This window comes from Chelatococcus sp. XZ-Ab1, assembly GCF_029309855.1.
GTDB classification, from domain to species: Bacteria; Pseudomonadota; Alphaproteobacteria; order Rhizobiales; family Beijerinckiaceae; genus Chelatococcus_A; species Chelatococcus_A sambhunathii.
In genome coordinates this window covers 109,065-121,106 of record NZ_JARKII010000010.1, presented here as the reverse complement: position 1 = coordinate 121,106, position 12,042 = coordinate 109,065, and the positions used below count along the sequence as shown (strand labels likewise).

Annotated in this window: 8 protein-coding genes and 2 tRNA genes; 1 reads left to right on the top strand and 9 read right to left on the bottom strand. The window is 67.3% G+C overall.

Translation table 11 applies throughout. The features are described 5' to 3' along the window. Nucleotides 1-7: 7 nt before the first annotated feature. From P2T65_RS15690 to P2T65_RS15660, 7 genes are all read right to left on the bottom strand, one after another. Nucleotides 8-838 carry a tetratricopeptide repeat protein gene (locus tag P2T65_RS15690; RefSeq protein ID WP_063186214.1) on the bottom strand — a complete coding sequence of 277 codons (831 nt, stop codon included), beginning with the start codon at nt 836-838 and terminating at the stop codon, nt 8-10. Beyond that, nucleotides 825-2,555, bottom strand: a complete 1,731-nt coding sequence (gene ilvD / locus P2T65_RS15685) for a dihydroxy-acid dehydratase (protein WP_055458395.1) — start codon at nt 2,553-2,555, stop codon at nt 825-827. Before ilvD ends, P2T65_RS15690 begins: the two co-directional genes overlap by 14 nt. 291 nt (nt 2,556-2,846) lie before the next feature. Then, nucleotides 2,847-5,552 (bottom strand): valine--tRNA ligase, encoded by a 2,706-nt coding sequence (locus tag P2T65_RS15680; RefSeq protein ID WP_276200168.1) that lies wholly within the window; start codon nt 5,550-5,552, stop codon nt 2,847-2,849. A gap of 128 nt (nt 5,553-5,680) precedes the next feature. Further along, nucleotides 5,681-6,388 carry a DUF2497 domain-containing protein gene (locus P2T65_RS15675; RefSeq protein ID WP_276200146.1) on the bottom strand — a complete coding sequence of 236 codons (708 nt, stop codon included), beginning with the start codon at nt 6,386-6,388 and terminating at the stop codon, nt 5,681-5,683. A 142-nt stretch (nt 6,389-6,530) separates the two neighbouring features. After that, nucleotides 6,531-8,015: a TolC family outer membrane protein gene (locus P2T65_RS15670; protein ID WP_245316175.1), complete on the bottom strand. Its 1,485-nt coding sequence runs from the start codon at nt 8,013-8,015 to the stop codon at nt 6,531-6,533. 101 nt (nt 8,016-8,116) lie between these two features. Then, nucleotides 8,117-8,782: a protein-L-isoaspartate O-methyltransferase gene (locus P2T65_RS15665; protein ID WP_276200145.1), complete on the bottom strand. Its 666-nt coding sequence runs from the start codon at nt 8,780-8,782 to the stop codon at nt 8,117-8,119. A gap of 101 nt (nt 8,783-8,883) precedes the next feature. Continuing rightward, a tRNA-Cys gene (locus P2T65_RS15660) sits at nt 8,884-8,957 on the bottom strand. Nucleotides 8,958-9,098: 141 nt separating this feature from the next. On the opposite strand from P2T65_RS15660, the gene P2T65_RS15655 reads away from it, so the two are divergent. Next, nucleotides 9,099-9,174, top strand: a tRNA-Asn gene (locus P2T65_RS15655). A gap of 255 nt (nt 9,175-9,429) precedes the next feature. Here the strand turns inward: P2T65_RS15655 and P2T65_RS15650 are convergent. Together P2T65_RS15650 and P2T65_RS15645 are read right to left on the bottom strand one after the other, a co-directional pair. Next, a complete protein-coding gene (locus P2T65_RS15650; protein WP_276200144.1) occupies nt 9,430-10,644 on the bottom strand; it encodes an acetate/propionate family kinase in 1,215 nt (404 codons plus the stop codon). Next, nucleotides 10,641-12,041 carry a bifunctional enoyl-CoA hydratase/phosphate acetyltransferase gene (locus P2T65_RS15645; protein WP_063186203.1) on the bottom strand — a complete coding sequence of 467 codons (1,401 nt, stop codon included), beginning with the start codon at nt 12,039-12,041 and terminating at the stop codon, nt 10,641-10,643. Before P2T65_RS15645 ends, P2T65_RS15650 begins: the two co-directional genes overlap by 4 nt. Between the last annotated feature and the right edge of the window lies 1 nt (nt 12,042).

The following is a 12,042-nucleotide window of genomic DNA, read 5'->3' as shown; positions in this document are numbered from 1 at the left end:
GAGGTTTTTAGCGGTTTTTGCTGAGATACTGCTGCATGTAGGCGAGCGCCGCCTGCCGGTCGCTTTCGCTCGCGGAAGAGAAGGCCTTGTCATGCAGATCGATGATCCAGCTGTCCTTTTGCGGATCGGCCGCCTCGCGGGCCATCGTCAGCCACATCAGGCCGCGTGCACCTTGCCGCGGCACGCCGTCGCCGAGGATGAGCAGGTTGCCGAGTAGCGCCTGGGCGGCGTGGTGACCCTTCTCCGCGGACAGGTGCAGCCAGCGCGCTGCCTGGCGGCTGTCCTTCTCGACGCCGAGCCCCTCGAGATAGAGGCGTGCAAGGCCGTACTGCGCATCCGGATCGCCGTAGTAGGAGGCAGCATAGTAGAACATGTCCACCGCGCGGCTGACGTCGCGTTTGACGTAGCTGCCGGATATGCCTTCAAGAAAATAGCCGCCGAGCGCGACGAAGGCGCTGGAGACGAAGCGCGCATTGGCCGAAGCCGGGCTCTCGTCCGCATACTGGTCGGCGATCTTCGAGAAATACTCGAAGGCCTTGAGATCGTCGTGGCCGACGCCGTCACCCTCGGCATACATGCGGCCGAGCTTCCACAGCGCCATGGTATGGCCCTGGGTTGCCGCATATTCGAGCGCGCGCACGGCGCCCACCTTGTCGCCGGCGTTGTAGTCGCGGATGCCGATCTTGAAGGCGTCGCGCACCGACTTGAAGGCATCGGTGGGCGAGGCGCCGATCACCGGGGCGGCGGCGGAGCGCGGGCCGTCGAGCGCCAGGGCCGCCGGCGTGGCGGCAAAGACGAGGGCGCCGAGCCCGCAGGCGAGTACTCTACTGGTCAGCATAGCAGTGCTTTTCTTCGAAGGCGCCGGGATGGGTCACGGCGCCGCCGCGCGCCGGCCCGACCGTCTGCGCATATTTCCAGAGTGCCCCCGAGCCATAATCCGTCTCGCGCGGGGTCCAGACGGCGCGCCGACGCGCCATCTCAGCCTCGGACAGCCGCACATCCAGCCTGCCGGCCACGGCATCGATCTCGATGATGTCGCCGTCGCGCAGCAAGGCGATCGGTCCGCCGACGGCCGCCTCCGGCCCGACATGGCCGATGCACAGGCCTCGCGTCGCGCCGGAGAAACGTCCGTCCGTGATAAGCGCCACCTTGTCGCCCATGCCCTGCCCGTAGAGGGCCGCCGTCGTGGCCAGCATCTCACGCATGCCGGGGCCGCCGCGCGGCCCTTCGTAGCGGATGACGAGCACGTCCCCTTCTTCGTAGGCGCGGTTCGTCACCGCTTCGAAGCAGGCCTCCTCGCTGTCGAAACATCGGGCGGGTCCGGCAAATTCGAGGCTGTCCTCGTCCATGCCCGCCACCTTCACGATGGCGCCATCCGGCGCGAGATTGCCGCGAAGGCAGACCACGCCGCCCGTCGGCGACAGCGGCTTGTCGGCGGGACGCACCACGTCCTGCTCATCGTTCCAGCGCACGGAAGCGAGGTTTTCCGCGATCGTGCGACCCGTGACGGTCATGCAGTCGCCATGAAGGAAACCGTGGTCGAGCAGCGTCTTCATCAGGAGCGGAATGCCGCCGATCTCAAACATGTCCTTGGCGACATAACGCCCGCCGGGCTTGAGATCGGCGATATAGGGCGTGCGGCGGAAGATCTCGGCAACGTCGAAGAGGTCGAACCCGATGCCCGCCTCATGGGCGATAGCCGGCAGATGCAGTGCCGCATTGGTTGAGCCGCCCGAGGCGGCCACCACGGTCGCTGCATTCTCCAGCGCCTTCCGTGTGACGATATCGCGCGGGCGGATCTGCCGGGCGACGAGTTCCATGACCATCTCGCCCGCCGTCATGCAGAAGCGGTCGCGGATCTCGTAGGGCGCCGGTGCACCCGCCGAATAAGGCAGCGCGAGGCCGATGGCCTCCGAGACGGTTGCCATGGTGTTGGCGGTGAACTGCGCGCCGCAGGCTCCGGCCGAAGGACAGGCCACCTGCTCCAGCTCGGCAAGGTCGTCGTCCGAGATGCCGCCGACGGAATGGCGGCCCACGGCTTCGAAGACATCCTGCACGGTGACGGGTTTTCCCCGAAAGTGGCCGGGCAGGATGGAGCCGCCGTAGATAAAGATCGAGGGAACGTTGAGGCGCACCATGGCCATCATCATGCCGGGCAACGACTTGTCGCAGCCGGCGAGGCCGACGAGCGCGTCATAGCAGTGGCCGCGCATGGTGAGCTCGACCGAATCGGCGATGACCTCGCGCGAGACGAGCGAGGACTTCATCCCCTGGTGGCCCATGGCGATGCCGTCGGTCACGGTAATCGTGCAGAACTCGCGCGGCGTTCCGCCGGCGGCGGCGACGCCCTTCTTCACCGCCTGGGCCTGACGCATCAGGGCGATGTTGCAGGGAGCCGCCTCGTTCCAGCAGCTGGCGACGCCGACGAAGGGCTGGTGGATCTGCCGCTCTGTCAGGCCCATCGCATAATAATAGGAGCGATGGGGCGCACGCGCGGGCCCCTCCGTCACGTGACGGCTGGGCAGCTTCGCCTTGTTGAAGACGCGCGCGTCCATATGGCAACGCACTCCCTGTTCGCCCTGCCCCTTGCGAGGCAATTCTTTCCCAGAAGCCTGCGGCGATGCCAAGAGGCACCCACGAGCCCAATCCTCCCGGCAATTGCTTGCCGGAACCTTGGACCCCGCAGCCAAACCGCAGCGCTTTCAAGGATTTGCTGTGCGTAAAGAGGTGCGACTCGTTTATGGCGGCTTCGCGGCAGCCGGAGCGCCAGGGCCGTGCCGATCGTCGATCGTCACGGCCTGTTGCGCTGAAGTCACATAAAATTGAGAGGAAATTAACCTTAATCGCTATGCGAGGCGTGCGAGCGCTTCGCGGATCTTGCCCTGGCGCAGGAGAGCGCCCTCCCGGCGCTCCTTCTGCTCCTCCACGACCTCTTCCGGGGCGCGGGCGACGAAGTCCGCATTGGCGAGCTTGGCGTCGATGCGGGCAATGTCCGCATCGAGCTTGCCGAGTTCCTTCTCGAGGCGAATACGCTCGGCAGCGAGATCGACGAGGCCGGCGAGCGGCAGGGCGGCCACTTCGCCGCGGACGATGAGCTGGATGCTGCCCCCGGGCACAGCTTCGGCATAGCTGATGTCGCCCAGCCGGGCGAGACGGCGCAGCACATCTTCCCAGCGTGCGACGCGCGCCCGGGTCTCGGCGGAGGCACCAACGAAGACGAGTGGCACCTGCGCCCCGGCCGGCACGTTCGTCTCTGCCCGGGCGGAGCGGATGTCGGACACGAGGTCGATGATCCAGCCGATCTCGGCCTCCGCCTCGGCATCGCCCGCCACCCTGGTCGCAGGCCACGGCGCGAGCGCCAGAATCGTCTCCCGCGCGGGCCCCTCTTCGCCCTTGATGGCCCACAGCTCCTCGGTGAGGAAGGGCATGAAGGGGTGCAGCAGCTTGCAGATCTCGTCGAGGACGAAAGCGATCGTCGCCCGCGTCTCGTCCTTGGCGGGGCCGTCCTCGCCCTGCAGCACAGGCTTGGCGAGCTCGAGATACCAGTCGCAGAAGAGATTCCAGACGAAGCGGTAGGCCGCGCCGGCCGCCTCGTTGAACTTGAACGCCTCGAGCGCCGCCGTGACCGCGCCTGCAGCCGCCCCGCACTCGCCGACGATCCAGCGGTTGAGCGTCAGCGTCGCCTTGTCCGGCGCGAAATCCGCCACGCGCACGCAGCCGTTCATCTCGGCAAAGCGCGCCGCATTCCAGATCTTGGTCGCGAAATTGCGATATCCTTCAACCCGTTGCGTCGAAAGCTTGATGTCGCGCCCCTGCGCGGCCATGGCGGCGAGCGTGAAGCGCAAGGCATCGGCGCCGTATTTCTCGACGAGGTCGAGCGGGTCGATGACGTTGCCCTTCGACTTCGACATCTTCGCGCCCTTCTCGTCGCGGACGAGGGCGTGGATGTAGACGTCGCGGAAGGGCACGTCGTCCATGAAATGGATGCCCATCATCATCATCCGGGCGACCCAGAAGAAGATGATGTCGAAGCCGGTGACGAGCGTGCTGGTCGGATAATAGCGGGCGAGCTCCGGCGTCTTTTCCGGCCAGCCGAGCGTCGAGAACGGCCACAGCGCGGAGGAGAACCAGGTGTCGAGCACATCCTCGTCCCGGGTGAGCGACACTTCGCTGCCGTAATGGCGGGCCGCGGCGGACCTTGCCTCGTCCTCACCCGCGGCGACGAAGACATGGCCATCCGGCCCGTACCACGCCGGGATCTGGTGCCCCCACCAGAGCTGACGCGAGATGCACCACGGCTCGATGTTCTCGAGCCACTGGAAGTAGGTCTTCTCCCATGTCTCGGGCACGAAACGCGTCTTGCCGGCGCGCACCGCGGCGAGCGCCTTATCGGCGAGCGGCTTGACATCGAGATACCACTGGTCCGTCAGCCAAGGCTCGATGACGACGCCGGAGCGGTCGCCGTGTGGCACCATGTGGGTGTGCGGCTCGATCGCCGCGAGAAGCTCCCGCTCCTCCAGCATGGCGACGATGCGCTTGCGCGCCTCGAAACGGTCGAGCCCATGGAGTGCGAGCACCGCGTCGAGATCGGCGCCGGCCACGGCGCCCTCAAGGAAAGCTTCGTTATCGCGCACCGTGATTTCGGCCTCCGGGCCAAGCACGTTGACGAGCCGGAGGCCATGGCGCTTGCCGACATCGAAGTCGTTGAAATCGTGCGCCGGCGTGATCTTGACTGCACCGGTGCCCTTATCCGGATCGGAATAGGCATCGGTGACGATCGGGATGCGCCGGCCGACGAGCGGCAGCACGACATTCCGGCCGATGAGATCGCGATAGCGCTCGTCCTCGGGATGGACCGCGACCGCGGTGTCGCCGAGCATGGTCTCCGGCCGGGTTGTGGCGACGGTGATGAAGCGTCCCGCCTCGCCCTCGACCGGATAGCGGATGTGCCAGAGATGACCCTTGACCTCGACCTGCTGCACCTCGAGATCCGAGATGGCGGTAAGGAAGCGCGGATCCCAGTTGACGAGGCGCTTGTCCTTGTAAATCAGGCCCTCGGAATGGAGGGTGACGAAGACCTTTACGACGGCCTGCGACAGCCCCTCGTCCATCGTGAAACGCTCGCGCGACCAGTCGCACGAGGCCCCGAGGCGCTTCAGCTGGTTGATGATGGCGCCGCCGGACTGTTCCTTCCACGCCCAGACGCGCTCAATGAAGCGCTCCCGCCCCAGGTCCCGGCGAGACGGCTCCTGCCGCTCCATGAGCTGGCGCTCGACCACCATCTGCGTAGCAATGCCGGCATGATCCATGCCCGGCTGCCACAGCACGTCCTTGCCACGCATGCGCTCGAAGCGGCAGAGCACATCCTGCAGCGTGTTGTTGAGCGCATGCCCCATGTGCAGCGAGCCGGTGACGTTCGGCGGAGGAATGACGATGCAATAGGGCGGCGCGCCGGCGCGATCCGCACGCCCGGCGCGAAACGCCCCTTCCTTCTCCCACAAGGCGGAAATCCGCGCCTCGACGGCGCCCGGCTCGAAAGTCTTGTCCATCACCCAAACCATTTGCGCACGCCGGCAGGGGCCGGCGCGGGGAACCGACTGGTAGAAAGCGAAGCGACAGGCATAAGTCAATCGCGGACCAGGTTGATCCGGCGATCAGACTGCGCGTGTCGCAACAAGACTCAGCGGCGGCCGCCGCGTGCCACGCGCTCGATCTCCTGCCGCACGAGGCGCTCGACGATGGCCGGAAGATTGTCGTCGAGCCAAGCCTTGAGCATGGGACGCAGCATATCGCGCACAAGGTCCTCCAGCGTGCGCGCACCCTGACCGGAAACGTTGGACGTCAGAGCCTCGAACGAGGAGGCGACGCGGGCGCCGGTCTGTGGCGAGAGCAACTCGTCCCTCGCCTCGCGCTGGGCAGATGCGGGCTCCGGCTGTCGCGGCGGCAGCGCCGCTGAAAGCGACGCGACCAGCGACGGCATAGCCTCCTCGGCAACGCTGCGCTCGATGGCGGCGCGGGAGAAGCCTTCGCGGCCGGCCGGCGCGTTCAGGGGCGTCGCATTCGGTGCGGGCCCGGGAGCCGGCGGGCGCACCGCGGCGCCAGACTCTTCGGCGGCAACAGGCCTGCGCGGCGTCTCCGGCAGGAAGGGTTCACCCCGGTGCATCCGCTCATGAGCGGCGGCCTCACGGCGCAAGCTATCGGCACGGGCGCCGTCGGGACGGCCGGCATCCTGACGGGGGATGCGTTCTTCCGCCACCGGCAGCCGGGGAGCCGGCGCCGCCGCGGACTGGTCCTCCGTGATGATGCGCCGGATGGACGCGAGAATCTCGTCCATCGTCGGCTCGGGCGTCTTCGCAGGGTCCTGCAGCTTGGGGCTCGCCGAATTCATGCGTCGCACCGATCAATTGTCGGACGCGGGAATCACGTCCGTCCGCCTCAGCCGAGTATTTCACGCAGAAAGGGCGAGGCAAGCGCCCCGCCCGAAAGACCACAGGATTTAGCGGCATTCCGGCCGCAAAATACCACCTCTGCTACTTGCCACTCGGCGTGTCGAGACCGATCCACTTGTCCTTGACCTGCTCGAAGTGGATCTTCGGATCATAGGTCGCGACCCTGAGGCCCAGCGTGGGCGCCGCCAGGCGACCGACGGCCGAGAGCACGCCATAGGACGCAACGATGCGGTCTCGCTGGGCCGTGACCAGCTCGACGCGAGAATTGAGCAATGCCTGCTGGGCGTTGAGCACGTCGAGCGTCGTGCGCTGGCCGACCTTGGCCTCCTCGCGGACGCCCTCAAGCGCGACTTGGTTGGCTTCCACCTGCGCCTGCGCCGCCGTGATCTGCTGCTTGGCAGCCTCCAGCTGTGACCAGGTGGCGATGACCTGCTGGCGCACCTGGTCGCGGATCAGATCGACCTGGATGCGCGCCTGACCGGCGGTCTCCTTGGCCTGCCGGGTCTGCGCATAGACGACGCCACCCTCATAGATGGGAACGTTGAGCGTGCCGATGATGGAGGCGCTCGTGCGCCGGTCGCCAGAAATGGTCTGGTCCCAGCTCTGCGACACGCCCGCCGAAACCCGGAAATCGGGCAGCAGTTGCGCTTCCGTCGCCTTTACCTGCAACTCGGCCGTATCGACGCTGTGTTGCGCGGCGGCGATCGCCGGGTGGCGCTGCAACCCGAGCGCGACCGCCTGATCCACCGTCTTGGGCAGGTACTTCTCGGCCGAAATGCCCGGCCCGAGCTGCTTGGGCTCAACGCCGATCACCTGCCGGTAAGTCGCGATGCTGGACCTGAGATTGGCCTGGGCCACGCTCTGCTGGGCGCGCCCGGCAGCGAGCGCCGCCTCGGCCTGGGCGACGTCCGTGCGCGTCACCTCGCCCACGTCAAAGCGGTCCTTCGTCTGGCGCAGTTGCTCCTGCAGCACCTCGACGTTGTTGGTCTGCAGGTTGTAGACGGCGGTGTCGCGCAGCACGTTCATATAGGCGATGACGCCTTCGAGGAGCACGCTCTGCTCGGTGTTGCGAAGCGTCTCGCGCGCACCGAAGACCTGCGATTCGGACGCGCGCACCGTGTTGAGCGTGCGGCCGCTGTCGAAGATCATCTGCTGCACCTCGATACCGATGGTGCGGCGGAACAGATCGTCATTGGACCCGCCGACGTTGGGTGTGCGCGAATTTAACGCCACGGCGCCAATGGTGCCCTGCGCGGTGATGGTGGGGCGCCAGCCGCCCTTGGCGCGGGGCACGTTCTCGTCGGTGATGCGCACCTGCGCACGCTGGACGTTCAGAGACGGGTTGTTCTCGTATGCCTTCGCGAGCGCGCCAGCCATCGTCTCGGCCTGCGCAGCAGCGCAGGACGCGAGGATGGTGCCGGACAGTGCCGCAAGCTTCAGCCACTTCGCCCCGGTGGTCTTCGAATGTCGAATCACGGCCACCTTCCCGTCATGTCGAGGCCTAAAAAGCACCTCAGAATCCTTCTTCGAACGTGCCAGCCCCTGCGAACGCTCGGCGGCGAGCATACAGCCCGGATCCGGCAGCGAGAACCGCTGACGCGAACGATCGCGCCAACTTTTCTGGTTGTGCCGCAAAAATGCGACACAGCGTATAACCTTGAAGACAATCAAAACTGGAAGGACGGCGCGCGCCGCAACCCCTCGATCACCGGCGCTGCGGCATCGAACAGCCGACGGCTACCCACCGCCTCGCCAGCACGCTGGAAGAGCACGACCCGGCCAGCCCCTTCCGAGGCATCGACCGCGGCGAGCCTTCCGCCGTCGGCGAGCTGGGCGAGCAATTCGTCGGGAACGGTCTCATAGGCCCCGTTCACGAGAATCAGGTCATAGGGCGCGCCCGCTGCATAACCCTCGGCGACCGGTCCGACCTGGACCGCGACGTCGCAGCCGAGATCGGACAGGATGGCCTTCGCACGCTCTGCCAGAGCCGGATCCGCCTCGAGCATGACAACATCGCCCCCCAGACGCTCCATGACAGCGCTCGCGTAGCCCGTGCCGCCGGCCACATCGAGGATGCGGCTGCCCGGCACGATGTCGAGAGCCTGGATCATCCGGGCGAGCACCATGGGCGGCAGCATGACACGCGCCGTCCCGTCGGCGAATCGCGCCAGCGTGATGGCTCGGTCGGAATAGGCGGTAGCTTCCGCGGCGGCCGGCACAAAACGCTCGCGCGGCACCTCCTCAAGGACGCTCAGCAAGGCATGGTCCACCACGTCGAAGGTTCTGACCTGGCAGTCCACCATGGTGCGGCGGGCTTGGGCGAAATCGAGCATCGGGGGGACCTTTCAGGATCGCTGCCGGCAGGACACCCCGGGCAGCGTTCCCGCTGGCATCGGGCCGGCGGGTTCGATCCCGAAAGCGGTATCGCCGGATATGGAGGCCTCGCCCGGAATCGAACCGGGGTGCAAGGATTTGCAGTCCTCTGCGTAACCACTCCGCCACGAGGCCTCGCCGCGGGTTCATACCAAAGGCGCGGGCCCTTCCGCAACATCCGTTTTGGGGTGCCCCTCCCCCTCGATCCACAGCCTGGTGACGGGCACGAAAAGGGGTTGCAGGAGCGTCTGTCATGATATAGTCAACCGGCCGTGATCCCCGATAGCTCAGTCGGTAGAGCGTTCGACTGTTAATCGAATGGTCGCAGGTTCGAGTCCTGCTCGGGGAGCCACCTTCTTCCTCCCAAAATCGTTGTTACGCTTCAGATTGCCCCGTCCGCGCTCGGACATTGGCGCCGCAAGCGCCAATGAGGTGCCAATCCACGCAAGATCGAACGAGAACGCTGCGGACCTTGGTGAAGCGCTGCCGCCAGTTGGCGGCTTTCATCAAGGATCTTGCCGTCTGCCAGCTTCCTGGCCGTCCCAAACAGTGACCTCCGGAACGGCCGGTTGGGCCGACCCTCCGACGGGCAGGAGCGCTCCGGACCTCAGACTCGAAGCAGACCGTGGCCTGCCGGTCCTCCACGGTCGGCATCGCCGACCACAGCCAGCGTCTCATCCGCAATCACCTGCTCCTCGTCGGTCGGGATGACGTAGGCGGCGATGCGGCTGTCTTCCGTGCTGATGCGCGGGGCGTTGGCGGCATTGGCGCCCGCATCGAGCGTGAGGCCGAGCCAGCCCAGCCGCGCGCAGACCTCGGCACGGATGCGCGGCTGATTCTCGCCGATGCCCGCGGTGAAGACGACACCGTCGAGGCCGCCGAGCGTCACGGCGAGGCGCGCGATCTCGCCCGCGATGCGGAAGCAGAAGAGCGTGATCGCCTCCTCGGCCCGCACATCCCGGCTATCGAGGAGAACGCGGCTGTCGGGGCTGATGCCGGAGACGCCGAGAAGACCCGAGCGATGGTACAGAAGGTCCTCGACGGCGGCGAGCGGCATGGCCTTCTGCCCCATGAGGTGAAGGAGAACGCCGGGGTCGAGCGCGCCGCAGCGCGTCGCCATGGGAATCCCGTCGAGCGTCGAGAAGCCCATGCTCGTGTCCCGGCTCACGCCGCCCTCGAGCGCACACAGGCTGGCGCCGCTGCCGAGATGGGCGACAACGACCTTGCCGGCCGCCGTCTCAGGCGCACGGCGGGCGAGTTCGCCGGCAATGAACTGGTAGGACAAGCCATGGAAGCCATAGCGCCTGATTCCCTCGTCGTGCAGCGCGCGCGGCAGGGCGAAACGGCGCACGATATCGTCCTGGCTCTGGTGAAAGGCGGTGTCGAAACTGGCACACAGCGGCAGCGTGGGCCGCAGGTGCCGGATGCCGCGGATGATGCGCAGGCTCTGCGGCTGGTGCAGCGGCGCCAGAACCGTCAATTCGTCGAGCTTGCCGACGACATCGTCGTCGATGAGGACCGGCCCGGTGAAGGTGCCGCCGTGCACCACCCGGATGCCCGCCGCCCTCACCCGGCCGAGGTCGACGTGCTGGCCGACGAGACCGAAGGTCTCGGCCAGAAGACCCCGCACGTCCTCGGCCGGCGCCGCGAGTGCCGTTTCGAAGGGCTGCGGCCCCTCGTCGAGCCGGAACATCGGCGGCGCGCGGCGCAGGTCGATGACGCCCCGGGCGATGCGCCGCGCCCTCCCCGCGCCGGCCTCGAACAGGCCGATCTTGATCGTGGACGAGCCGGCGTTGAAGGTGACGAGAAGATCGCCCGTCATGCACCCACCCCCGGCGGGCGACGGGGCGCCGCAGCGAGTCTTGCCAGTGCTGCCGAGGCGATCCGCGCCGAGAGAGGATCGGCCCGGCTGGTGAGGACGATCGGCACGCGGGCGCCGAGGACGAGCCCGGCGGCCGTCGCGCCGGCAAAGTAGATGAGCTGCTTGGCCAGCATGTTGCCGGCCTCGAGGTCCGGCACCAGCAGGATGTCGGCCCGGCCGGCGACGGGCGAGACGATGCCCTTCGTGCGTGCGGCATCGGGGCTGATGGCATTATCGAAGGCAAGCGGCCCGTCGACGCGCGCGCCGGTGATCTGGCCGCGGGCCGCCATCACGGTCAGGGCTGCTGCGTCGAGCGTCGACGGCATCCTGGGGTTGACCGTCTCGACGGCGGCGAGCACGGCGACAAGCGGCTCCTCCATGCCAAGGATGCGCAGAAGATCGACCGCGTTCTGACAGATGTCCCGCTTGTGGTCGAGCGTCGGCTGGATGTTGACGGCCGCGTCGGTGACGATGAGCGGCTTGTCGTAGGCCGGCACGTCCATGGCATAGACGTGGCTGATACGGCGCTCGGTCCTGAGGCCGGAAGACGGTGCCACGACCGCGCCGAGCAACTCGTCCGTATGCAGGCTGCCCTTGACGAGAACGGACACCGCGCCGGCGACGGCGAGCTCCACCGCGCGCTCCGCAGCCGCGTGGCTGTGGGGGACGGTTTCGATCGTGATGCCGTCGAGCGATACCTGCGCCGCGTCGGCCGTGGCACGGATCTTCGCTTCCGGCCCGATCAGGAGCGGCTCCAACAGGCCCTCGTCCCGCACCTCGACCGCCGCCTGCATGGCGGCGACGGAGCAGGGATGCACGATGGCCGCGCGGACCTGCGGCGCCTTGCGGGCCTTTGCCACAAACTCTTCGTAGCGGTCATGCCGTCGCAGCGAGACGTCGGGCAGGCGTTTGCGCGGCCATTCGATGCGCCGCTCCGGCGCGATCACCGTCGCGACGCCGCTCAGGACCTCCTCACCCCGCTGGTTGGTACAGACGGTGTCGAGAAGGACGATGCGCTTCTCGGGGCGCTTCTCCCGCACGCTCGCCCGTGCGGTGATGGTGTCGCCTGGGGTGACCGGCTTCAGGAACTTCAGCTCCTGCCCGAGATAGATCGTGCCCGGGCCGGGAAGTTCCGTGCCGAGCACGGCCGAGACCAGCGCCGCCGTCCACATGCCGTGCGCGACGACGTGGCCGAACCTGTCGGTCGCTGCGAAGGCGGCATCGAGATGGGCCGGGTTGACGTCGCCCGAGACGGCCGCGAACAGGTCGATGTCGTCACGGCCGACGACACGCACCAGCGAGGCGCCGTCGCCGGGGCGCAGCTCCTCGAAAGTGCGGTTGCGCAGGAAATCGCTCATG